Source organism: Clostridia bacterium (genome assembly GCA_035628995.1).
Lineage (GTDB): Bacteria > Bacillota > Clostridia > Lutisporales > Lutisporaceae > BRH-c25.
On record DASPIR010000010.1, the window covers coordinates 230,961 to 254,941 of the forward strand.

Sequence of the window (23,981 nt, forward strand, 5' to 3'; positions counted from 1 at the left end):
TTACATAAGTCAAACGACTTTTTGGAATTAACTCCATTTTTATCAACGACTTTATGTGTATAAAAAAATAAGAAGGCGATTTCTCGCCTTCTATTAATCCTCTGCGTTCACTATTACTTTCACAATCACATTATTGCTGATTGCATGCTTTATCAGTTCTGCGCTGATTATTGTTCCCTTCTCGTAGAAAATATCCTCTATGTCTATACCTTCCAAAAGCTGCTTGCCGCATAGATACGCATATTTTGCATCTACTCCGGGAATAACATCCTTCTCATCATTATGATGTATGGATCTTACTACACTGAGTTCAGAGCTCTCAAGGCTCTTCTCCTTCTGCTTGTGGCTTTCATCATTCCATTTGATTTCCGGCCCTATTTCCATGGATACTGCAGCTTCCTCTTCTGAAGAATCATCTTCCTCAGAAGCTTCTTCTTCAGTCAAGATCTCTGACCCCGTCTCCTGAATCGCAGCTTCTGTCTTTTCAAACTCAGCTTCTTCTAAATCCGCAACAATCACGCTTCCATAGTTCACTATCTTTGACATTTCAATTTTGTAATACTCTGTGTATATGTATTGGACAACAAGCTGGTCGTCCACCTCAATCTCACGTAAGCACCCTAAATGCTTTCCGCTGATGTTGTAAACATCGAGCATGGATTTAAGGGATTTTACATCCTGGGTCGCCATTGTCATGGCTTTCACATCCTGAATCATGACAGCATCACTGCCTATGATTGCACTTTCTACAGGAATGGTAAAGTGGTTCTCCATATTCCTATGATAGATGCCGCTGACCTTATTGTCTTTGATTATAACTCCGTCCACCGTTCCTGCGATTTCTGCTTCATGCATTGCTATAATTGGCTGCTCCAACAGCTTAATAATCAAAAGCTAGCACCTACCCTTCAAGGCTTGTTTTAACATCCCTGTACATTCTATAGTACATGCTTCCTACTACATTGTCATATTCTCCAATATTACTCTTTATGCAAATAAAGTCATTGCTCAGATACTTGCTGAGATATTCAAAGAGTATCTTGCTTCCGCCGCCGGCAAATATTATGCTGTCGCAGCTGCCCATGAACTTTATTTTTGCAAATTCTCTGATATCCTTGCTCAGGTCATATGCAAAGACATCAAATACGTTTTTAACTATGCCGCTTGCATCTATGTCCTCACCCTTTTTGCCCTTGAGCACCGACTCATGGAATCTTATCATATTGTCAACTTCGAAGCTGTATGGTTTTCTGTCGAGCTTGTCCCTGAAGTTGTTATAAAGTATCAATGAAATCTTCTCATAACAGTCGAACATACCCTTTTCGAAGGTGTTTACCCCTGCTACCTTGAAGCCATCGAATGCAGCTACATTTATCTGTCCTGAGCCTACATCCCAAACTACTGTTTTCATATCATCCTTGAATTCTTCCTTAACGCTTCCATCTTCATTGACCGCATACTGGAAGAATGCAGCTATACCTTCAGGACATAAAACTACTTTTTCAATATCAAATACTACCTCGTATATTACCTGTGAAGGGTTGTATATGTTAAAGAACATAACCTTCATATTTCCCATGAGGCTCTCAGTATATTTGTTAGCGGACTCTTCTTTATTCCTTGCATACTCTATAAGGGGCTGGTTAACTGTAAGGTCAATTTTCTGATAGTTTTTGTTGTACTTGGCCAGATTGTAAGCTATGCCTGCTATTATGCAGAACATTATTACTTCATCTGCTGCTTTCTCCTGATATCTGTTCCTGTCTCTTATCAGAAGACCTTTTTCTTCAGCGGCCTTTCCTACCAGCATCTTGCCCCTAGATTCACCATCCTTAATGATTTCAACAAACATATTGTTAATATCGAGCTTTGCAGCATCGTTATTCCAGTCTGAAAGGTCGAAGTCAAAGTTCAAACCATAGTTCAAATCCTTCTCCGGCTCAGATATGATTGTTGGAAAATCAAAAGGCTTTCTGGATTCCTCCATTACTTTCGTCAATCTGTTTCCACCATCTGCGTAAATTTTAACCCGAGACTCCATTAAAAGACCTCCTTATAATATTATAAAAGTAAATGAATACAACTATTCTATAGTATACGATACTCCATATCTTCCCAGCAGCATATAGGACTTTAGTCCTAATTTGTCTCAATTTGTTGAAAAATCAACCATTTTGTGTTAATTTCAAGATGTATGTTGCTTTACTAAGGGAGGGTATAAGTTGGAAAATGTAAATAATAAAAGTGCTTCTAAGGTGCACCGTTGCATTATCTCCACAGGTTCATCCTCTTCTTCTTATCTTCACAGCTATACTTCAAGCAATGTCGAAGAGAACACATCCATCTGCAATTGCTCGAATAAGGAAGATATTTGCAAGGTAGATTCTGCTAATCATTATGATATTATTATAAATTATTCTGACGAATCAGTAAATGACATTATATATGATTTGTTCAATTTTCTTATACCACATGATGTTCCTATCAGAGTTGTCTTCATTATGGACAAAAACATGTCAAGCAGCAGTACGCCGAAACATGTCGCATTTTTAGAAAGACTGGAGAAACATAAATTTATCACTCTCGAATTTATAGATGACAGTCCGGTAGAACCAGTTACGCAGGAAGAAAATATAATATACTTCGTAGGTCCCGGGAACACTGGCAAGACTTCAATAATTGCCTCCTTAAGCGAGACTTTCAGGGAAAATAATCAAAAGCTTGCACTAATTGATATCACCAGGAAGAATAAGCTCATCAATTATTTCCCCAAGCACAGCTTTCTAAACACGGGCAATTTGAAGGATTTTTCTATATCCAGTGATTTCTTCAGGTCTGTGAACATTTACACTGATGGCCTGGTAGACCTTTATGTATATGACTATGAGTATGATAAAAAAGGTCCTGAGGTCATATATTTCTGTGAGATACTTAGAAAACTAAGCGATCTGTATGATTTTATAATTGTAAATGCTGATGAAAGCTCGTTAATAGGTACTCCCTACATATATAAAACAGCCAGCAAGGTTTTCATAGTGCACGACTTCATGCCCACCAAGATAAGGGCTACAAAAAAGCTTCTTCTTAAGCTGATATCTGCAGGCATTGATACCCAGAAAACAGTATCACTTATATATAACAAGACCCTCAGTGACACAATAGATATCGGCAAGATAGAGGAGAAGCTGCTTTTTATAAGGCTGCCCAACAAGAATATCATGCCTGCTGTGGATCTTAATTGCAGTACGTTTGAAATACCATACGAGCAGAAAACAATGGCTGCACTGATAAAAAATCTTGCAACAGACACAACCGGCATCGAAAATACCTCAAAGAAATATAGGAATAATATCCGGAATATTTATAAGTACATAAACGACATCTCATATACAGATAATGATGACATGGAAATATCGCAATACATTAAGGAGAAATTTCATAAGCTTACCGACCGAAAATATATAACGGAAGGCTTAAATAATATAAAAATAGACGTTGTCAACTTGAAGGACAGCAAGATTGCAGTAAAGCTTAGAACAAAGCTCCCCACTTCAGACATCAAGAATTTGAAGCTGAAGCTTCTAAAACATTACGACTCAGTTAGAAGTGCGATAGCAAAAAGCAAATATTTTAAGATAAATAATAAGAAGCCGCATTAATCAATGCGGCTTCTCTTTTTCCTTAAAAACCGAACAATACCTTTATACTCCTATATTTACTTTTGCCCGAAGCAACCTGCAGAGCTTGCTTATAGTCCTTTATATCAAACACATGGGTAACAAGCGGCTTGATATTGATCTTCCCGCCTTGAATCAGGTCAAGGGTATGCCTGTACGTGGAGGCCGTCTTCCCTTGAATGCTTTCAGTGCTGCACCAATAAGCCCCATGCAGTTTGACCTCCTTAAGCCATATCGGAGTCCAATCTACGCCCTTTGGAGCAGAAGCCAGGCCAATAAGCACCATGGTTCCTCCCTGCTTTGTAAATCTCAAAGACTCATCAATACTCAAATCCGAGCCGACACATTCAAAAACCCTGTCGAAGCCCCCTGCCATAACTCTCTTGCCTATAATGGGCTTATACAGCGTGCCTCCTGTTATATTTGCGAAGGTTGAGAAATAATCATTATCTCGGGTATATACAACATTATCTGCACCATATAGTTCAGCCAGGTCACCCTGGAATTTATGTCTTGCAAGAATAGTAATGCTGCATTTGGACCCCAGCGCCCTAAGGCATGCCACTACCATGAGTCCAATAATTCCGCTTCCCACCACCAGTACCTTTTCATTATCATCCGGAAAATTCCTTGCAACAGGGTGAAGAGCCGAGGCTATTGCATCAACCAGCACAGCATCCTCGCTCTTGGTATCTTCATTAAGCTTAATGAGCTGTGACTTGTGAGCAATATAATATTCTCCCCAGCTTCCTCCCGTATCCCTGCAGGAGCCGATGGACATTCCCGGTGCCAATAAACCTCTGGTAAAGTTGCTGCACAAAGCCGCATTGCCGCTCTTACAGCTTGGACATTCCTCTTCAATGCCCCTCACCCTGCAGGAAAGTATAGGATCTGCAATTATCCTGTCTCCTACCTCGAAGCCCTCTACATTATTTCCTTTTTCTGCTATCACACCAGCATTCTCATGTCCTATTACAAAAGGGAAGGATACAAAAGGTGATGCAGAAGGACTATCATGCAGATACACCAGGTTGAGGTCACTCCCGCAGACTCCTCCATAGCTGGTCTTGATTTTCACCCAATCCTGCCCTGGGAGCTCAGGCTCTTTAAGATTATCTTTATAGCTGGTACAGGTGATTCCCCCATAACTGAGCTTTTTATTGACCTTTCCCAGCATCAGCGTGCCCACGTATTTCTTTACATCCCCGTCAAATACTATCCCTTTCAATTCTATTCCCCCTCGTATAAAAAAGTTTTATATAACATTATATTCTCTGCCCACAGTCTCTAAGGCTTCCAGCGCTTTATCCAGATGTTCTCTGGTATGCGTAGACATAAGACTCATTCTGATTCTCGCCATTCTCTTTGGAACTGCAGGATACATTACCGGATTAACATATATGTCCAGCTCATGCAGTCTTCTGCACATCTCCCTTATCTTAAGGTCATTCCCTATGATAATCGGGAATATAGCCGTTTCCGAGTTTCCCAGATCGAACCCCATTTCAGTGAGGTTAGACTTGAAATAATTGATATTGTCCCAAAGCCTTTCCCTATGCTCCGGCTCATCCTCAATGACATCCAGCGCAGCAAGCAGCGAGCCTGTAACTTGAGGAGTCATTGCAGTAGAGAATATGTATGGTCTTGAGTAGTAGCGAAGCAGCTCAACAAGCTCCCCGCTTGCAGCAATAAAGCCGCCTACTCCGCCCAAGGCTTTTGATAGGGTGCCTGCAACAATATCTACCCTGCCTTCAATACTATGATGCTGTGGGGTGCCTCTTCCTGTCTCTCCTATGACTCCGGTAGCATGGGCTTCATCTACCATAACATAAGCTCCATGCGCCTTTGCCAGCTCCACGATCTTGTCAAGCGGAGCAATATCTCCATCCATTGAATAAACTCCGTCAACTACAATTAGTTTTGTCCTGTATTTATCCTTTACTCTTATAAGTACCTTCTCCAGAGAATCCATATCACTGTGCCTAAAAAACTTTGTGTTTGTATTTTTACAGCCATCTATTATGCTGGCGTGAACAAGCATATCAAGTATTGCAATATCCTCCTCCTGCAGGATGGAAAGCAGCGTGCCGCAGTTGGAGCCAAAACCCGAGGTATAAATTATAGAATCCTCGCAGCCTTTAAATTTAGCAATCTTCTTCTCCAGTTCAATATGTATATCCAGAGTCCCACCCAGCAGAGGAACGCTGCCTGCCCCGGAACCATATTTCTCCAGAGCTTCTCTGCCTGCTGCAATAGTCCTCGGATGCTTCGTCAGGTTCAAGTAGTCATTAGAAGCGAGATAAACCATCTCCTTTATCTTCCCAGTATAATGATCTCTCACCTTCATTACCGGACTTGACCCATCTGTTGATACCCTCCTGTACTGCAGATGCCTTTTGTCTTCGATATCCTTTCTGTATTCCCCAAAGGCCTTTGCTCTGCCCATTATATCGGTATCGGGCACTTTAAAAAAATCTGCAAGACTGTAGTTTCTTGAATCCATTACTGTAACCTCCTGATAAAATTCTTATAACGTTTCTGGAAACCAATATTCACAACCCCTACAACCCTATGTGTACAATTTTGTGCACACGAGATTTGTTATATATTATACCACTTTTTCAAATATTTAGAAGTACGATTCATATGTTGTAGACAACTTTTTATAAGTCATAATGCGACACCACTTCTTGACATTAACTACCCTGCCATAGATAATGAAAAGTAGAACATACTATAAAAAATCACAAGCATCGGAGGTTATTAATTTGAAGAAGCTTGTTTTGATTACTCTTTTAATACTTACCTTCTTAATAGCAACAAATTGCTCTATCCCTCCGGTTTCCGAAAGCAAACCTGATTCCGGAACGCCGCCTCAGGATAGTGAAGTGATTGACGATAAGCGGGATGAGTTGGAAGAAAACGCCGCCGCTATACTCAATAAAATGAATCTTGATGAAAAGGTCGGTCAGCTCTTGGTTGTAGGGTTCCCGCAGGATGTCACCGAGGAAGACCTCCAGGATTACATCGATAGATACAAGGTTTCGGGATTTATCCTTTTTAAAAGGAATTATGAGGATTTTGATTCCCAGTATAACTTGGTCAATAGCTTAAAGGAGAGGAACGACCTGAAAAACCCCTTGCCTCTATTTATTTCGGTGGATGAGGAAGGCGGCACAGTATCAAGACTCCCAGCGGGCGGGACGCATTTTCCGGATGCAAAGCTTGTGGGCAAAGCAGGAGATCCGGAGCTCACTTATAAGACAGGGGAAGTCATAGGTCAGGAGCTTGGGGCTTCAGGCATAAATCTTGATTTCGCTCCTGTGCTGGATATAGTCAGCAGCAGTGAAAACAAGCTGCTTATAAGACGTTCCTACGGAGCTACTGCAGACATAGTATCAGCTCATGGAACAGCCTTTATCAACGGTTTACAGGCGACAGGCGTCATAGCCGTTCCAAAGCATTTCCCCGGCCACGGAGCCACTACTGTGGATTCCCACGGCAAGCTGCCAATAATAAACATTGATAGTGAAACATTCCAGGGCAGGGAGCTGGTTCCTTTCAGAACTGCGATTAATGAAGGCCTGGAGGCTGTAATGGTAGGGCATCTTGCATATCCAAAGCTGGACCCCTCAGGTTTGCCTGCTACGATGTCCAGCTATTTCCTTACCGATATTCTCCGGAAGGAATTAGGCTTCAAGGGCATTTCCATTTCAGATGAAATAGAGATGTATGGGTATATGAGCGGCAAAGCCACACTTGAGGAGTGTGTTATTACCTCCTTCAACGCCGGACTTGATATATTTGTTATAGGGCATACCAAAACAATACAGGATAGGGTATTGAAAGCTCTGAAAGACGCATGCGGGAACGGCAGGATAACAGAGCAGAGGCTCAACGAATCAGTGCTTAGGATTATCAAGGTAAAACTTAAGCACAAGCTTTCAGATACAATGGAGTACAGCCTTGAAGAAGCCAGAAATAACTTCACCAGCAAGGAGCACAAGGCGGTGCTGGAGGAATTGAATAGTAAAATAAAAGCTGCAAGGTAAGAGTTTTGGTTCGAGGTTCGGGGTTTAGGCAGGGCTTGCGCAGCAATTAAAGGGCAGATGATTTTCATCTGTCCTTTTAAAATTGCCCAAATATGTACATAATATATACGAACATATGTTTGCATATTCGACTTAAATATGCTATGATTTGTATATAAAACCAACACTTGGAGATGATGCTATGGACATAAAAAAGCTGGCGATATTAGGGGAGGCAGCCAAGTACGACATTTGTTCCTCCAGTGCCTCCTCAGGCCGCAAAATCGCAAAAGCGGACATGGGCAATACTGTCCCCTCCGGAGTCTGCCACTCCTTTACTCCCGATGGAAGATGCGTTTCTCTTCTTAAGGTTCTTATGACCAATGAATGCGAGAAAGACTGCAGCTACTGCCCAAACAGGGCACAACGGGATGTGCCGAGAATAGCCTTTGCTCCCGAAGAATTATCCAGGCTGTTTATAGATATGTACGAGAGGAACTATGTAGAAGGGCTTTTTCTTAGCTCAGGCGTTCGACACGGTATGTCAGACTCAATTGAAAACATGCTGAAGACCATTGAGATACTGAGAATGAGGTATCGATTCGGAGGTTACATCCACCTTAAGATGCTGCCGGGTACCTCGGAACAGTATATTAATCAAGCAGTCAGGCTTGCGGACAGAATCTCACTCAACCTTGAAGCGCCTAACAGCGAAAGACTCAAAGCACTAAGCAGCAGCAAGGATTACGAGAAGGACTTGCTGCTTCCTATTGAGAATATTGCCAGGGTAATAGGGCAGAATCCCGGCACGACACATACCACTCAGTTCATTGTAGGTGCCGCCCAGGAAAGTGATAAGGAGATACTGACGACTGTTAATGACCTTTACTCTTCCTACAATCTGAAAAGGGCTTATTTCAGCGCGTTTAGTCCTGTATATGACACTCCGCTGGAGAATGTGGCTCCCGCCCCTCGGATTAGGGAAAGCAGACTTTATCAATCAGACTTCTTGATGAGATTTTATGACTTCAAATTCAAGGACTTTTATTTTAATGGAACGGGTAATCTTGACCTGGAGCTTGACCCCAAGCTCATGTATGCCGTCAGAAATCCTCAATTTTTCCCTGTAGAGGTAAACAGGGCATCCCTGGAGCAGCTTCTCAGAGTGCCTGGAATAGGCCCCAAATCAGCTCGCAAAATACTTGAGATCCGCCGGCAGTATCGGATAAAAAGTCCTTTGGAGCTAAAGAATATGGGGATAAGCTTAAAACGCAGCCAGAAATTCATTACTATTTCGGGGAAATGCTATGACAGCAGCAGATGGCTTATGGACCCGCCCAAATATGAATTTGAGCAGTTAAGTATATTTAAGGAGATCAGCTTATGATAATGTTCTCAGACAATCCTCAATCAATATTAAAAGCTTTCATGCTCACCAAGCTTACAGGAGATACGGTAATAACAGCGGGCAGCAGCAGTCTTCTTCTTTTTAGCGGGGATGCAGTAATCAATACAGACAGCTATGACCTTGAAGCGTTGGCGCAGCAATACAAGGAGCAATTTCACAGGAATGCTGATTGGCTTCATACTCACAAGGGCAATGAACTGATGCATGTGATATATAAAGCCCTTAAACATAGCTCCGAGAGCAAATACTCTGTTATATTCAAAGCAGTTGAAGATGCTTTTACAAAAGGCATTGACTACTGTCTGCAAGGGGCTTCTCAGTACAGTAAAAAGCTCAACTCCCTTTGCAGCGATGTCAACCACGAGGTCTACAGAATGATGGGTTTTATAAGATTCAAGCCGGCTGGAGAGAAGTGCCTTGTCGCCAAGCCTCTTCTCTATCACGATACCGTCGATCTTATACTCAAGGAATTTCAGGGCAGATACCCCAATCATCGTGTTGTCATCCTTGCCGATCAACATTCAAGAGCAATAGAAAACGGCCTCCTATTCGATGTGGACTTTGAAGCTTACGAAAAATATTCAAAAGAAGATATTTATGACTCTGTCTGGGAAGAATACTATAAGTCCCAGTATATAGAACCGAAGAAAAATATGCAGCTCGCCGCAGCAAAGATACCGAAAAAATACTGGGATTGGATGCCGGAGGGAAAGATACTGAAAAGTGAAGAGTAACATAAAACTACTTAATTAAGAGGTGATTTATGTTTAAGCTTATAAGGAATGTGGACGTATATGAACCAAAATATGAGGGCAAGAAGGATATTCTTATCTGCAATGATAAAATCATTAAAATTGCTGACTCTATCGATTTCCCTGCTGGTTTTAATACAGAAACAATTGATGGGAGCGGCTTTAAGGCCGTTCCGGGCTTTGTTGACCAACATGTTCACTTATCTGGGGGTGGCGGTGAAGGTGGGCCTAGCACCAGAACCCCCGACATTAGAATAACCGAACTTACTACCGCTGGTATTACTACTGCCGTGGGTCTTCTTGGTACCGATGGGGTCACTAGAAGTATGGAAGCACTGCTATCAAAAGCAAAGGCTCTTGAAGATGAAGGTATAACCACTTACATTTATAGCGGCTGCTACGCATTACCATTCAAAACCATTACTGGTTCTGTAGAATCTGACCTTATCCTAATAGATAAAGTCATTGGAGTGGGTGAAGTAGCAATATCCGATCACCGCTCCTCTCAACCCAGCTTGGATGATCTCAAAAAATTGGCAGCACATACTAGAGTGGGTGGATTACTTTCTAAAAAGGCAGGGATTGTTCATCTTCATTTAGGGGAAGGTCCCGATGGTATAAAGCCCCTTATGGAAATTGCTAAGACCACAGAGATTCCAGCCAAGCAATTCATGCCAACGCATATGAACAGAGCCAGACATCTTGTAGAACAGAGTATGGAATTTATCAAGATGGGAGGTTTCGTAGATTTGACCTCTGATTTCTATAAGAGCGAAAAGCTGCCGGACTGTATGAGCATAGGCGATGCACTAAAGCTTTATTTAAAAAATGGTATACCCCTGGATCATGTATGTGCCAGCTCTGATGCCAATGGAAGCATTCCCATTTTTGATGAAAATGAAACCCTCATAAGCATTGATATAGGACGTGCAGCAGTCTTGCATAAGGACATAAGAAGTGCAATACAGGATGGCATAGTTACGTTGGAACAGGGTTTGAGCCTTATTACACAGAACCCTGCAAAGGCACTTAAATTGTATCCTCGCAAGGGTACAGTCAGGGAGAATTCTGACGCTGACATAGTACTGCTTGACAGCGATCTTAACATTCATACTGTTATTGCAAAAGGGCAAATAATGGTTAAGAATCATGAAGCAATCGTCAAAGGTTTCTTTGAAAAGTAAAGGCAGGTATGCACCTGCCTTTACTTTCTTAAATATTCTATTAGCTCATTCACTAAATTATTTTCTATTATCAAATCTGAATACTCAAGGCTCTTTCTTGCAAGCTCCTTTTCTTTCTCCAGTTTTTCTATTGGATATTTTTCACCGGTTTTAACATCATATGCTACTCCATCTGCTGTAAGGCAAATGTATTTGTCAGTTATGAAATAACCATGCCTTAAAATTGCAATCCCCTCAGAAGAATTCAGCAAATCCCGGCCCAGCATTGGCATGCTGCTGCTGTCAACACCCATTACATTCAATATAGTCGGCATGAAATCCACGCCTCCGCCAGCTATATGTTTAGTCCCCTTATAGGTATTTCCCGGTATATGTATAATGAGCGGTACCTTCTGCTGTTTCACCCAGTTGAAATCATCCATAACACCCAATCCCAAGAATTCTCCCAGATACTCTTTTTTATCCTTCGGTATGGCAAAATGATCCCCATATATAGCCAGTACCGAGCGTTCCATAATTCCGCTTGCTTCCAGCCCCTCAATGAATTCTCCCAAGGCTTCGTCAGCATAGTGGATAGACTCAAGATAATTCCCTAAGAAAGTATCCTTGTACTCCCCTACATCAAACTTGCTGTAGTACTTTTCATCATTGTCAAAGGGATAATGGCTGGTAAGGGTTATTAAGAGCGAGTAGTATGGCTCCTTATATTTCTCCAGTTGCTCAAGTGATTGTCTGAAGAAGGATTTATCACTGAGTCCCATGCCAACTATCTCATCCTGCACTAAACTGTTCTTATTCACAAACTCATCAAATCCGAGTGTCTTGTACATTACGCTTCTATTCCAAAAGCCAGGCTTATACGCATGCATTGCCGAGGCATAATAGCCTTCCTGCTTCAGCCTTTTGGCAAGGGAATAGTACTCGTTTCCTGAAAACCTTATGTATGCTGAGCCTTCCTTTGCCGGAAACATAGATGCATTGGACAGGAGCTCGGCATCCGAGGTCCCCCCTCCCGCTGTCTCGGTATAGTAATTGTCGAAATATAGGCTGTTCTTTATCAGTTTGTTCAGATTTGGAGTAATCTCCTGTCCACTGATGCTTCTGTTTATAACAAACTCCTGAAGAGCTTCCACCTGAATCACTATTAAATTCTTATCCTTGCCTACGCCAAATAGCTTGGGGTTCTGCGGCTTATCAGCCTTTTTGCTATCTAAAAATTCACGTATGTTTATCTTATTGTCCTCGGTTACCGGCATTGCCTCTTTGTCCTTCGACTTTACAAACTTAAAGGCATCAATACTGTGGAAGCTCAACAGTCCAATATTCTGCACGATATATACCCTGTCATAAAATGAGCTCAGTATAAAGGGTTGTGTTTTCAACAAGCTAAATATGCCGTAGCTGCAAAGTCCAAAGCCTATTACAAATGCAAAAACGAAACGTATAATTCTTTTTCTATAGGCTATATTGCTGCGTCTGCTCACACTTTTGCTAACATTAAGTATTAAAGGTATTATAAAAAGGTCTAGTGCAAATATCAGATCGGATATATGCAGCAGACTGACTACACTGCTTTTCACTGAGGTTACACTGGAGGCTTGAGTTAAAACATTCATTGAGAGCACATCAGTAAAATACCTGTAAAACAGCATATCTGCTATTATGATAAGCGTGACTGCGATATCAATCAAATACAGAAAAGTCAACCGAGCTGTCTTAGGTATAAGACCAGTCCAGCATACAAGTACAAGTACTGTACCCACAACAGAGGCGAACAATGCAATATTCTTAATGCTGCTGCTTTCCATTATCCCATTGAAAACCAGAAGCTTCAACGCAATAAATATAAAGAATAAGTGGATTTCATTACTCATACTGTTTTTTATTAACTCAATAACTCTATTCCTATTAATGTGCTTCATTGTATCATCCTCGAATCAATGTGTATTTTATGTATTTATACGATTGCAACAAAGTATATTCTACATCAATCAAAAAAATTATACAAGCTCTGATAAAATGAAAAAAGCGCTCAAATGAGCGCTTTTCATTAAAGTTCGTGGATGAACAACCCGCTTCTCAGCTTTGGTTCAAACCAAGTTGACTTAGGCGGCATTACCTGGCCTGCGTCAGCTATGGACATAAGGTCATCAATTGTAGTAGGACACATGGAGAAAGCGACCTTCATTCCGACGCTGACTCTTCTCTCAAGCTCCTTGAGACCCCTGATGCCTCCGACAAAGTCTATCCTCTTGTCAGTCCTTGGGTCCTGTATCCCCAGTATTGGGCTAAGCAGGTTATTTTGCATAATAGATACGTCAAGCCTGTCGACAGGGTCATTTTCATTGAAGGTTCCTGCTTTGGCTGTCAGCTTATACCATTTACCATCCAAATACATCCCGAAGGTATGCTTAGTGGAAGGCTTGTAAGGTTCGTTACCATTATATGCTTCTACGACGAATTTTTCGCCGACCTTTTTTGCAAACTCCTCAGAGCTATTGCTGTTCAAATCCTTCACTACCCTGTTGTAGTCCATTATATACAGCTGCTCGTCTGGGAAAAGCACTGAAAGGAAGAAATTGAATTCTTCATCGCCCTTAAAATTAGGAAACTCTTCTCTTCTTTTAAGACCTACCTTTACAGCAGAAGCCGAACGATGATGTCCGTCAGCTATATATAAATAATCAATAGCAGCAAATTCCGCTTCCAGCTTTTTAATAACAGCTTCATCATCAATTACCCACACTGTATGGCCTATCTTGTCTTCGGATACGAAGTCATATACGGCCTTGTGCTTTGTCATCCAGCTGTCCACCATGTCGTTGATTGCCTTCTTAGCCCTGTATGTAAGGAATATAGGACCTGTGTTGGCGTTGCAGTAATCAACATGGTTTATCCTGTCCTGCTCTTTGTCTGCTCTGGTAAATTCATGCTTCTTAATTATATTGTTGATATAATCATCTATTGAGTTGCAGCCAACAAGACCAATCTGAGCACGACCATTCATCATCTGCTTGTATATGTACAGATAGTTGTTCTTGTCCTGCTGTAGAATTCCGTCCTTTATCATGCCTCTCATGTTGTCTCTGGCTTTTTCATATACGCTCTTGTCATAGTGATCTATTGATGGGTCAAGGTCTATCTCTGCTTTGTCGACATGCAGAAATGAATACGGGTTGCCCTTAACCATTTCTCTTGCTTCATCACTGTCCATTACATCGTAAGGAAGAGCCGCTACCTTATCCGCCAGCTCCGTTGTAGGCCTAATTGCCTTAAATGCTTTTAATATCGCCATTATTTTCTCCCCTATTCAAAGTGTTTTTGAATAATCTGTACGATTTCCTCACCTATTCGTTCCTGAGCTTCCATAGTTGAAGCTCCTATATGAGGTGTAAGAGAAATCTTTTCATGTGTATATATTCTTTCATTCTTTGTTGGTTCCTCTTCAAATACGTCAAGAGCAGCAGCAGCAACCTTTCCTGAATCAAGAGCATTTAACAGTGCGTTTTCGCATACAACTCCGCCCCTTGCTGCATTTACAATATAAACTCCGTCTTTCATCTTAGCAAACTGTGCTTCACCAATAACAGCCAGCTTATCCTTTGAACCCGGTATATGTATTGATATGAAGTCTGAAATTTCCAAAAGATCATCCAATGTCATGAACTTGAAGTGGTCAAAGCCCTCCATAACACCCATGATATCTGTATAAACAACCTTCATTCCCAAAGCATATGCTCTTTTTGCAACTTCTCTTGCAATTCTTCCAAAGCCGATAAGCCCTAAAGTCTTTCCTGCAAGCTCGATTCCTTCATACTTCTTTTTATTCCACTGTCCTAATCTCATTGTATGATTTGCAATATGAAGATATCTTGCCATGCAGAACATATGTCCAATTGCTAACTCCGCTACAGATGCGCTGCTTGCATTTGGCGTATTGGTTACAGTTATTCCGTTCAGCTTTGCATAGTCTACGTCAATATTGTCAACTCCAACACCGCCGCGTATAACCAGCTTCAATCTTCCAGTTTCCAAAGCTGCATCTATTATTGGCTGCCTTATTTTTGTAGCTGAACGTACTACGACTGCATCAAATTCTTTTATCTGGCTTTTCAATTCTTCCGGCTCATAGAACTGCTCCACTACCTCAAAGCCGCTGCTTTTCAGCTTGTCTATACCGGATTTCTCCATGCCGTCAGTTACTAATATTCTTTTCATACTTCCCCTACCTTTCCTCTCAAGTATTCTTGCTCACCTTTATTATATGTAATTGTGTAGCATTATTCAAACATTTTATATCTATTTTTTGTACAGCTTTGGATATAATAGCAACTCATTGTACGTTTAATATGGACTTTATTCCGATTTTGTATTCGTCCAAGAGCTTTTGTATAGCACAATTGATAACTAGTATATCTAATAAAGAAAAGATAGAGGAAGCCAAACTAACTATTGACTTCTTCTATCTTTACACTCTTGATATATTTAACAATAAAGATGGCACACAACACTGTGAACTCCATCAATAAGTATCGTAGGCGGAACCTCAGACTTGCAGATCTCCATTGCCTTACCACAGCGAGTATGGAAAGCACATCCGGAAGGTGGATTTGAAGGAGAAGGTAAATCTCCCTTCAGTATTATGGCCTTTTTTTTGTTTTCAAAATCCAAGGTAGGAATTGCCGATAGTAAAGCTTGGGTATAAGGATGCTTCTGATTTCTAAATATGTCATCCTTCGTTCCTATCTCTACTATTTTTCCCAAGTACATGACACCAATTGTGTTGCACATGTATTCAATTACACTGAGGTCATGAGATATAAATAAATAGGTAAGCTTATACCTTTCTTGCAACTCCTGAAGCAGATTAATGATTTGTGATTGTATTGAAACATCCAAGGCCGATACAGCTTCATCCAAAATAATGAACTTAGGATTTAGCGCCAGCGCCCGTGCGATACCTATTCTCTGCCTTTGTCCCCCTGAAAATTCATGAGGATACCTTTTTGCATATCTTTTGTCCAATCCTACAACTTCCAGCAACTCAAGGACCCTCTTTTTTCTTTCTTCAGGAGTTCCTATCCCGTGGATGTTCAGAGGATCAATAAGAGTTCTTTCAACAGTCATCCTAGGGTTTAGTGAGGCGTATGGGTCCTGAAAAACCATTTGGATGTCTCTCCTGAATTTTTTCATTTCACTTTTCTTCAGCTTGGTTATATCCGTACCATTGCATATTATCTCGCCGCTGGTTTCTTGGTATAGCCTGATAATAAGCCTTGCAACTGTGGTCTTTCCACAGCCTGATTCTCCAACCAGTCCAAAGGTCTCACCCTGTTCTATACTGAAATTAACACCATCCACTGCCTTAACGCGCATATCCTTTTTTCCTCTAATGGGAAAGTGCTTCTTTAAATCCTTAACTTCTAAAATCATATTCCCTACTCCTTATCCTCACGAAAGCATCTACAGTAATGACCCTGTTCAACTTCAATCAGCTCAGGCTTTAATTGGGAGCATTTCTCTTTTGCCGCAAAACAACGGGGTTGGAATCTGCAGCCTAAAAGCTCATCAGCAGGGTGGGGAACTGTTCCCTCTATATACTTTAGTTTTTTATTGCTCATTCCTATACGTGGAATACAATCTAACAAATTTTTTGTATATGGATGCTGGGGATTCTTAAATATACTTGCTGTATCTGCCATCTCAACAAATTGCCCTGAATACATTACAATTACTTTTTGGCACAGTTCTGCAACCACTCCAAGATTGTGACTTATAAATACAACCGCCATATTGTCTTCCTCTGCCAAATTTTTTATCAAATCAAGAATCTGGGCTTGTATTGTAACATCCAGTGCAGTAGTAGGTTCGTCTGCTATAAGTATCTTCGGCTTTAAAGCTATTGCCATTGCAATCATGATTCTCTGACGCATTCCACCTGAAAGCTGGTGGGGATAATCGTGGATAATCTCGCTTGCTCTGGGTATTCCAACTCTGTCAAGAAGCTCTACTGTTTTGACATTTATTGTTTTCTTATCCAAGGAAGTATGGTTTCTGAATACTTCACCTATCTGATCTCCTATAGTAAATACAGGGTTTAGAGAAGTCATGGGCTCTTGGAATATCATAGATATCTCTTTGCCTCGGATTTTAATCATTTCCTTTTCAGGAATGGCTAGCAAATCAGTATCCCCAAACAATATTTTTCCTTGGTCTATTCTACTATTATGTTTTGGTAAAAGCCTCATTATGGAGAAAGAGGTTACGCTTTTACCGCTGCCGGATTCTCCTACTAAGCCAACAATTTCTCCCTTGTTTACACTGAAGGATACATCGTTTATTGCTTTAAGATATCCCAGCTCCGTTTTAAATGACGTTGTTAAATTCTGAATTTGCAATATTGGCGCCATATGAACACATCCTACACTATTTGATTTTTTCAGCTGCTGCCTTAAGAGCATTATCCATTGCAACAACTAGCTTTTCAATTACTTCATCATCGTGTCCCAGTGTGATCGCATGATGTGACAAGGGCTTTGGAACTACCAGTATTCCTTGCTCCAGCATAGCATTTGCAAAGTTTACGTAGTTACTTGTATTGCTTCCTGCCGCATCTCGATAATTCTGCACGCTATCAGTAAAATACCACTGCAAATGTCCGCCACGCCCGTTCATTATGGCTGTGATGCCATACTTTTTTGCGCTCTTTTCAAATTCGGACTTTAAGTAAAGGGTACGCTTATCCAGTGTCTCTCTGACAGTTCCGTCCAATAGCATTTCCATTGCAGCTAACCCTGCTGCCATGGAATAAACATGACCATTAAAGGTTCCTACATAGCCTGTCTTTCCACCAATCGGAGCAGCTATATTCATTACATCTTCTTTTCCTGCCACTGCAGCCAGTATATGACCATTCGCAATAGCCTTCCCGAATATTGACAAATCCGGTACTATTCCAAAATGCTTCTGACAACTTCCATCCGGCACTCTGAAGCCTGTAAGTAGCTCATCAAAGACCAGTAGGATACCAAGCTCATCACAAATAGTTCTCAAGCCCTGCAAATATCCCTTTTCTGATTCTACGAAACCTATGTCTATCATAACAGGCTCAAGAATTAACGCAGCTATTCTGTCTTTATTCTCAGTAAGCAGTATTCTTGAAGCCTCCAGGTCATTAAAAGGAATTACCAGCGATGAATCTATCGCTTTCTTGTCAAGTCCACCAGAACCAGGTACTGCATTAGGTCTCTTGGCATCTCCAACTTCACTTAAGCTTGGAAAATTGCTTATATTTACATAATCAGACCATCCATTATACGCCCCTTCTACTAATGCAAAATCATTCTTGCCAGTATAGGCTCTTGCCATATGCATAACATGAGTTATTGCCTCAGTACCGGAATTCGTAAATCTGACCTTATCTACCGGGAATATTTTTCTAAATACTTCTGCTGCCTTTACTGCCAGTTCAGTTTCTGAACCGGTAGTCAAGCCACTGCAAGACTGAAGATTTTCATTAAACCTTCTGTTGAATTCTTCATTTCCATGACCAAGCATTACTGCACCATTGCCACAATTCAAATCAATATATTCATTGCCATCGACGTCGTAAAGGTAAGCTCCCTTTCCGCTTTTGAAATAAATCGGATGGGGCACTCTGTATCTTGAATTTGAATGAACTCCGTAAGGTACGCTTTTTACGGCCCTATCGTACAGCTGTTTAGATTTTTCCATATTATCCTCCCTATACTATTATCATATTCCTGTTAGAATTATTGAAAATTCTTATGCCTTCTCGATCCACCATGAGAATATCTTCAACTCTCATGCCGAACTTACCTGGGATATATATACCTGGCTCAATACTAAAGCACATGCCAGTTTTTAATATTTGCTTATTACCGTTTTTTATAAACGGAGCTTCATGAAATGATAATCCTATTCCATGTCCTGTTCTGCATATAAAGTATTCACCATAGCCTTCTTCCGATATAATATCACGGGCTACTTTATCTACCTCTTCTGCTGTGATTCCTTCTTTTACTGCTTTTTCTGCTGCAATAGTTGCCCTTAGGCATATATCATACACTTTCTTTTGCTCTTCTGTAGGTTCACCTACAAAAACTGTCCTGGATATATCAGAGCAATATCCCTTGTATGTACATCCATAGTCCAATATAACCAAATCCTGCTCCTCTATAACTCTTTTATCATCATTATAATGGGGCTTGGAACTATTTGGTCCCGAAGCTACTATAGGACTAAAGGATAATCCTTCTCCTCCAAATTGTGTAAGCAGCTCCTTTAGCTTATTGGAAATTTCTTTTTCTGTTACTCCGGGTCTTATGTGTTTCACAACTTCTTCGAAAGTTTTGTCGGCAATTTCTCCAGCCTTTGCTAAATATTGAGCCTCCTCCTCATCTTTAAGAAGTCTTAACTCCTCGAATACATTGCTTCCATTTACATACTTACATGGTATCATATCTTGCATATCGATTAGGTCCATGGCTCTTATTCCATCATTTACTGCTATTGTTTTTCCGTCAAGTCCATAGTCCGCCCCTGCTTTCTCAAAGGATTCCAAGACTCCACCGGCATCTGTCCATATATAAATATGAGCTTCCTCTCCTAATGCTTCTCTAACATCTTCATAATATAGTTCTGGGCATATGAAGAACCATCTGCCATCAGTCAAAACGTAAAAGCCTCTAAATCTCTCATCGGTAAAAGGCTTGATGCCTACAAGGAACTCTACATCATGGCTTGATCCCATAACGCAACCATCAACGTTGTTTTCTCCTAGGATTTTTACTAACTTGGATAACTTTTTTCTGTCTAGCAATAAAACCCACTCCTAAAATATCTTATTAAACTGATTTACTGTATTAGCACTATGCATGTTGCAATACAGATAATTAATGAACTCAGGGAATTTTTCCTTTGGAACATTTTTGTATGCCTTGTAAACCGCTTCATTCCCTCTCCAGTAAGAATACATAAAGGTTTTCCTGAATTTGTGGGATATGAATCTAAATCTTGAATTTACTGCTGCCTCATTCATAAACGCAAATTCTCTGAAGAATTCCTTAACAACATCTGCATCCTTATTCTCTTCGTGAAGCATATGTGCTCCTGCATAAGAGGCGAGACTCTTAGTTGCCTGAATAAGCTCGTTTATCTGGTCATCTAAGGCCTTGTCCCATTCCAGAAACCTTCCTCCATTATCTGCAATGCCTTCAAATATTGAACTGCTTGCTGTATTTGTAATCACCAGAGCCGCATCTAATGGAACATCTCCAGCCTCTACTCTTTGTCTTCTTACCTCCATGTGTGCAGCATGCCCAGGGAAGGTCTCATGGGTGATGAGGTGTTTCAGATCCTCATAGGTGTGATCCAAATCGCCATTTATAAGCATCTGATTACCTAAAAAGTCAATGTATGCCCCATATGGAACGTCATGAACTACTATAGGTTCTATATTTATATCTGCAATTTCATTAATGCCAAACTCAATAGTCTGATCCTTTGCCGCATTAATGAGATCTTTAAGTACGGTACCCACTGAATCTTTGTTTACAATATGCTCCTTCTGCCAAGCTTTTACTTTTTCCTTCAGGCTGCCCTTATAATTTTTATTAGATAGAAGCATACCTAATTTTGCATGTAGCATATTCCTTTGATTTTCAGTCACGGGATTTGGATCCACCTGAAGCAAATTCTGAACCAGGTATCTATATTCATAATCATTTTTTTCAAAAACCCACTCACCTAAAAGCATTGTCGATGCAATTTGCTCCGACATATAATTTCTTCTCACATCGTTTTCTAGCGTTTTATACTTATCATATAGCCCTTTTAGAGTTTCTTTTGCTTCCATCCAGTTTTCTAAGGGTTTGTATTCTATTTTAGTTAGAATAACAGGCACCAACCCTTCCGAGGAAAAGGAGGTTTCACCATCTGCAAGATTCTTTCTATACAATCCATCCATCCTCAAAACAGTTTGTGCGTATCTTTCAGCTAGCTTAAAGTCTTCTGGAGAGTACTTGTATTTCATTAAAACTCACCTTCTGCAGTGCTTAAATCACCTATCATAAAAGAGAAATCTCCAGGTAGTATTGTGTTAACGCTACCTCTCATAAGTATTATAAGGTTCCTGTCATATGGTGCTTTTATTTCTTCCAGAAGCTCCAGAGTCATAGGATTATATACCTTACCAAGCGTAACTTTTCCTTCAACTATTGTATTCATCTGGCTGTATTTCAGGCCTGGTACGAAAAGTCCGCCATGATGGGGGTTTACATGCTCTATATGGTCAACTACTATCTGGTCTTTTCTTGTTTCTGCTTCACCAGGTATTACTTTTTTGTATTTTAATATGTTTAGAATGCCTTTTACCGCTTTTTCAATATAGTAGCTGTCGTTAGGGCCTCCGCCGCATTCTATATTCATTGTCGGGATTCCTTTTGGCTTTGTATAGGTAGCAGTTGTCCCTACATAGTCTACTTTTGGCCTATACAATATTTTAGATAGGAAGGATCTTGAGAAACCTTCATCATTTATAATGTAAGCATAGTCAACAACCGGATCCTGTCCGCCAGCATGTACATCTACATATGCATCCAAGCCGTCCAGGAACTTATCCGCCATAACTCTTGCCTGTATTTCAGTAAGAGTGCCATTATAGTTTCCTGGGAAAATCCTGTTCATATTGTTTCTGTCGATTGGGTTGTTTCTTTTAGCTTCTTCAAAAGCTAAAGGGTTTGCGGTCGACATAATTTTTACAGTACCGCTTATTTCCATACCTTTCAGTTCTTCTGCTACCCTCCTGAGTATTTCTACGCCTATGGTTTCATCCCCATGCACCGATGCAGAAAATCCAATCACAGGACCTTTTTCGCCTGAAAACTCATGGACCGGAAGTCTAAGCTCAAGACCATTAGCCATGTAGCATACTGGTAATTCATAGTATTTATAATTATTCATCGTTGTCTCTCCTTCAATTCTTTCTATTTTCTAGTCAGTTTTGGATCAGTAATATCCCTTAAGCCGTTACCCAGCAGATTGAAGCCCAGAACTGTAAGCATTATCGCCAGCCCAGGAAAAATCGACAAATAAGGGGCATTTCTTAAAAACTTCAAGCCAAAGGCAAGAGTAGATCCCCAACTTGCTGTCGGAGGCTGTACTCCCAAGCCTAAAAAGCTCAGGGTAGACTCACTTATTATTGCAGTGCCTAGTCCCAGAGTAGCCATAACTATTATAGGAGCTAAAGCATTTGGCAATATATAAGTAAATATTATTCTTAAGTCACTAGCGCCTGTAGTAATAGCCGCCATAATATACTCTTCTTCTTTTATTGATAAAACACTTGACCTGACAACCCTTGTATAGGAAGTCCAATACACCATGCCTAGAGCAAGCATTACATTTCGAGTACTAGGCCCCAAGGCCGCGACAAAAGCAATTGCCAGCAGTATTATTGGGAATGCCAGAAAAATGTCTACAAACCTCATTATGATTTTGTCTGTCCAGCCTCCATAATAGCCTGCAATCAATCCCAAAAATACTCCCACAAACATTGCTAGCCCAACTGCTATAACACCAACCTGCAGGGATACTTTGGCACCATATATGAGTCTTGTCAGCAAATCCCTTCCGAACTGGTCAGTTCCGAGCAGGTGAGTATTACTCGGCCCCTGCAGTCTATTCGGCATATTCATTGTATAAGGATCATAGGGTGATAGCACCGAAGCTAACAGTGCACAAATTATAACGATGATTACTATTACTCCCCCTATGACTGCAGACTTGTTATTCAATAGTCTTTTGAAAAATAAAGATTTCATGGTTCACCTCTAATGACGGATTTTCGGATTTATTACTACATACAAAACGTCAACTAACAGGTTTATTACCGCAAAGGTTGTTGCTAGAAATATAACCCCTCCCTGTACCATCGGGAAATCTCTTTGAGATATTGCAGTAACAATTATCCTACCGATACCAGGCCAAGCAAATACAGATTCCGTTATAATAGAACCGCCCAATAGAGTTCCAAACTGCAAACCTACTATTGTTACAACAGGAAGCAGTGCATTTCTGAAGGCATGCTTCATAATAACTTTTCTTTCGGCAGTTCCTTTGGCTCTGGCAGTTCTTATATAGTCGCTGTCCAGTACCTCCAGCATAGTGGATCTTATCATTCTTGATATCATGGCTGATCCCATTATGCCTAGGGAAGTTGCCGGTAAAATGAGCTTTCTTAAACTCGTCAAAAGTACATTTCCCGAACCAGTAGTCACTAATACTTTCAGCCCTTCAATTATAGATTCGCCTCTCCCAAATGAAGGCAGCCAACCAAGTTCAACAGAGAAAAGCAGTATTAGAAGGACGCCAATCCAGAAGACAGGCATTGATATTCCTATCTGTGCAAATGCCATACTTGTATAATCAATCCACGTGTTCTGCTTGACTGCTGAGATTATTCCCAAAGGTACTGCAATTATCAAGGATATTATTAGAGCTGTCACTGAAAGTTCTATAGTTGCAGGAAAACTTGTCTTAATAACCTCCATTACAGGTTGCCTAAGGAATATAGAATTTCCAAAATCCAAAGTCAGCATATTTTTTAGGTAGGAGAGAAGTTGGACAAAAATATTTCTGTCCAACCCCAAAATCGACCTAATTCTAGCTATATCTTCAGGCGTAGCATCTTGTCCCAACATAACCATTGCCGGATCCCCAGGTATCAGCCTCATTATAAAAAATACAAGCACTGTTATACCGAATACTACTGGTATGATTTGAAGAATCCTGTTAAATACATATTTAACCATCTAATCACCTATATGTTTTGCGAAACACATATTATAGCGTTCTTCAAATTTCGCATAAACATTTCCTTAGTTGTTATTGAATTCGCCTTTAACCCA

Annotated in this window: 20 protein-coding genes; 5 read left to right on the forward strand and 15 right to left on the reverse strand. The window is 40.6% G+C overall.

All coding sequences use genetic code 11. The features are described from left to right. Positions 1-93: 93 nt before the first annotated feature. Together VEB00_03890 and VEB00_03895 are read right to left on the reverse strand one after the other, a co-directional pair. Complete coding sequence (locus VEB00_03890; GenBank protein ID HYF82155.1) at positions 94-891, reverse strand: hypothetical protein; 798 nt, start codon at positions 889-891, stop codon at positions 94-96. 10 nt (positions 892-901) lie between these two features. After that, positions 902-2,041, reverse strand: a complete 1,140-nt coding sequence (locus VEB00_03895) for a ParM/StbA family protein (protein ID HYF82156.1) — start codon at positions 2,039-2,041, stop codon at positions 902-904. A 181-nt stretch (positions 2,042-2,222) separates the two neighbouring features. Between VEB00_03895 and VEB00_03900 the strand changes: the two genes are divergently transcribed. After that, positions 2,223-3,659, forward strand: a complete 1,437-nt coding sequence (locus VEB00_03900) for a hypothetical protein (GenBank protein ID HYF82157.1) — start codon at positions 2,223-2,225, stop codon at positions 3,657-3,659. Positions 3,660-3,681: 22 nt separating this feature from the next. On the opposite strand, the gene VEB00_03905 is transcribed toward VEB00_03900, so the two are convergent. Next, the gene (locus VEB00_03905) at positions 3,682-4,905 is read right to left on the reverse strand and encodes an alcohol dehydrogenase catalytic domain-containing protein (GenBank protein HYF82158.1); all 1,224 of its coding nucleotides are present in this window, start codon (positions 4,903-4,905) and stop codon (positions 3,682-3,684) included. Between the two features lie 27 nt (positions 4,906-4,932). After that, entirely contained in the window at positions 4,933-6,180 is a 1,248-nt protein-coding gene (locus VEB00_03910; GenBank protein HYF82159.1) for an aminotransferase class I/II-fold pyridoxal phosphate-dependent enzyme, read from the reverse strand. Positions 6,181-6,445: 265 nt separating this feature from the next. On the opposite strand from VEB00_03910, the gene nagZ reads away from it, so the two are divergent. The 4 genes from nagZ to iadA all read left to right on the forward strand — a co-directional run bounded on the left by nagZ (position 6,446) and on the right by iadA (position 11,052). Beyond that, positions 6,446-7,729 carry a beta-N-acetylhexosaminidase gene (gene nagZ / locus VEB00_03915; GenBank protein HYF82160.1) on the forward strand — a complete coding sequence of 428 codons (1,284 nt, stop codon included), beginning with the start codon at positions 6,446-6,448 and terminating at the stop codon, positions 7,727-7,729. Between the two features lie 181 nt (positions 7,730-7,910). Continuing rightward, a complete protein-coding gene (locus tag VEB00_03920) occupies positions 7,911-9,095 on the forward strand; it encodes a putative DNA modification/repair radical SAM protein (GenBank protein ID HYF82161.1) in 1,185 nt (394 codons plus the stop codon). Next, complete coding sequence (locus tag VEB00_03925; GenBank protein HYF82162.1) at positions 9,092-9,850, forward strand: DUF4130 domain-containing protein; 759 nt, start codon at positions 9,092-9,094, stop codon at positions 9,848-9,850. Before VEB00_03920 ends, VEB00_03925 begins: the two co-directional genes overlap by 4 nt. A gap of 29 nt (positions 9,851-9,879) precedes the next feature. Continuing rightward, positions 9,880-11,052 carry a beta-aspartyl-peptidase gene (gene iadA / locus VEB00_03930; protein HYF82163.1) on the forward strand — a complete coding sequence of 391 codons (1,173 nt, stop codon included), beginning with the start codon at positions 9,880-9,882 and terminating at the stop codon, positions 11,050-11,052. A 20-nt stretch (positions 11,053-11,072) separates the two neighbouring features. Here the strand turns inward: iadA and VEB00_03935 are convergent, their stop codons facing one another. From VEB00_03935 to VEB00_03985, 11 genes are all read right to left on the reverse strand, one after another. Further along, positions 11,073-12,974 carry an LTA synthase family protein gene (locus VEB00_03935; GenBank protein ID HYF82164.1) on the reverse strand — a complete coding sequence of 634 codons (1,902 nt, stop codon included), beginning with the start codon at positions 12,972-12,974 and terminating at the stop codon, positions 11,073-11,075. A 128-nt stretch (positions 12,975-13,102) separates the two neighbouring features. Next, positions 13,103-14,347, reverse strand: coding sequence for a DUF1015 family protein (locus tag VEB00_03940; GenBank protein ID HYF82165.1), 1,245 nt, complete (start codon positions 14,345-14,347; stop codon positions 13,103-13,105). An 11-nt stretch (positions 14,348-14,358) separates the two neighbouring features. Next, a complete protein-coding gene (locus tag VEB00_03945; GenBank protein HYF82166.1) occupies positions 14,359-15,270 on the reverse strand; it encodes a D-2-hydroxyacid dehydrogenase in 912 nt (303 codons plus the stop codon). 267 nt (positions 15,271-15,537) lie between these two features. Then, positions 15,538-16,485 carry an oligopeptide/dipeptide ABC transporter ATP-binding protein gene (locus VEB00_03950; protein HYF82167.1) on the reverse strand — a complete coding sequence of 316 codons (948 nt, stop codon included), beginning with the start codon at positions 16,483-16,485 and terminating at the stop codon, positions 15,538-15,540. Positions 16,486-16,490: 5 nt separating this feature from the next. Further along, entirely contained in the window at positions 16,491-17,462 is a 972-nt protein-coding gene (locus tag VEB00_03955; GenBank protein ID HYF82168.1) for an ABC transporter ATP-binding protein, read from the reverse strand. Between the two features lie 16 nt (positions 17,463-17,478). Further along, a complete protein-coding gene (locus tag VEB00_03960; GenBank protein HYF82169.1) occupies positions 17,479-18,786 on the reverse strand; it encodes an aspartate aminotransferase family protein in 1,308 nt (435 codons plus the stop codon). A gap of 10 nt (positions 18,787-18,796) precedes the next feature. After that, positions 18,797-19,894, reverse strand: coding sequence for a Xaa-Pro peptidase family protein (locus VEB00_03965; GenBank protein HYF82170.1), 1,098 nt, complete (start codon positions 19,892-19,894; stop codon positions 18,797-18,799). Positions 19,895-19,906: 12 nt separating this feature from the next. After that, complete coding sequence (locus tag VEB00_03970; protein ID HYF82171.1) at positions 19,907-21,106, reverse strand: hypothetical protein; 1,200 nt, start codon at positions 21,104-21,106, stop codon at positions 19,907-19,909. Beyond that, positions 21,106-22,035 (reverse strand): M14 family metallopeptidase, encoded by a 930-nt coding sequence (locus VEB00_03975; GenBank protein HYF82172.1) that lies wholly within the window; start codon positions 22,033-22,035, stop codon positions 21,106-21,108. Before VEB00_03975 ends, VEB00_03970 begins: the two co-directional genes overlap by 1 nt. A gap of 23 nt (positions 22,036-22,058) precedes the next feature. Next, positions 22,059-22,895 (reverse strand): nickel transporter permease, encoded by an 837-nt coding sequence (gene nikC / locus VEB00_03980; protein ID HYF82173.1) that lies wholly within the window; start codon positions 22,893-22,895, stop codon positions 22,059-22,061. A 9-nt stretch (positions 22,896-22,904) separates the two neighbouring features. Beyond that, on the reverse strand, positions 22,905-23,885 hold the full coding sequence (locus VEB00_03985) for an ABC transporter permease (protein HYF82174.1): 981 nt from the start codon (positions 23,883-23,885) through the stop codon (positions 22,905-22,907). Positions 23,886-23,981 lie beyond the last annotated feature (96 nt).

What these genes read in the sequence shown, in the direction of transcription:
- VEB00_03895 (HYF82156.1), bottom strand. Translation starts at nt 2,041, where the DNA reads ATGGAGTCTCGGGTTAAAATTTACGCAGATGGTGGAAACAGATTGACG.
- VEB00_03910 (HYF82159.1), bottom strand. Translation starts at nt 6,180, where the DNA reads ATGGATTCAAGAAACTACAGTCTTGCAGATTTTTTTAAAGTGCCCGAT.
- VEB00_03920 (HYF82161.1), top strand. Translation starts at nt 7,911, where the DNA reads ATGGACATAAAAAAGCTGGCGATATTAGGGGAGGCAGCCAAGTACGAC.
- VEB00_03925 (HYF82162.1), top strand. Translation starts at nt 9,092, where the DNA reads ATGATAATGTTCTCAGACAATCCTCAATCAATATTAAAAGCTTTCATG.
- iadA (HYF82163.1), top strand. Translation starts at nt 9,880, where the DNA reads ATGTTTAAGCTTATAAGGAATGTGGACGTATATGAACCAAAATATGAG.
- VEB00_03935 (HYF82164.1), bottom strand. Translation starts at nt 12,974, where the DNA reads ATGAAGCACATTAATAGGAATAGAGTTATTGAGTTAATAAAAAACAGT.
- VEB00_03940 (HYF82165.1), bottom strand. Translation starts at nt 14,347, where the DNA reads ATGGCGATATTAAAAGCATTTAAGGCAATTAGGCCTACAACGGAGCTG.
- VEB00_03945 (HYF82166.1), bottom strand. Translation starts at nt 15,270, where the DNA reads ATGAAAAGAATATTAGTAACTGACGGCATGGAGAAATCCGGTATAGAC.
- VEB00_03950 (HYF82167.1), bottom strand. Translation starts at nt 16,485, where the DNA reads ATGATTTTAGAAGTTAAGGATTTAAAGAAGCACTTTCCCATTAGAGGA.
- VEB00_03955 (HYF82168.1), bottom strand. Translation starts at nt 17,462, where the DNA reads ATGGCGCCAATATTGCAAATTCAGAATTTAACAACGTCATTTAAAACG.
- VEB00_03960 (HYF82169.1), bottom strand. Translation starts at nt 18,786, where the DNA reads ATGGAAAAATCTAAACAGCTGTACGATAGGGCCGTAAAAAGCGTACCT.
- VEB00_03970 (HYF82171.1), bottom strand. Translation starts at nt 21,106, where the DNA reads ATGAAATACAAGTACTCTCCAGAAGACTTTAAGCTAGCTGAAAGATAC.
- VEB00_03975 (HYF82172.1), bottom strand. Translation starts at nt 22,035, where the DNA reads ATGAATAATTATAAATACTATGAATTACCAGTATGCTACATGGCTAAT.
- nikC (HYF82173.1), bottom strand. Translation starts at nt 22,895, where the DNA reads ATGAAATCTTTATTTTTCAAAAGACTATTGAATAACAAGTCTGCAGTC.
- VEB00_03985 (HYF82174.1), bottom strand. Translation starts at nt 23,885, where the DNA reads ATGGTTAAATATGTATTTAACAGGATTCTTCAAATCATACCAGTAGTA.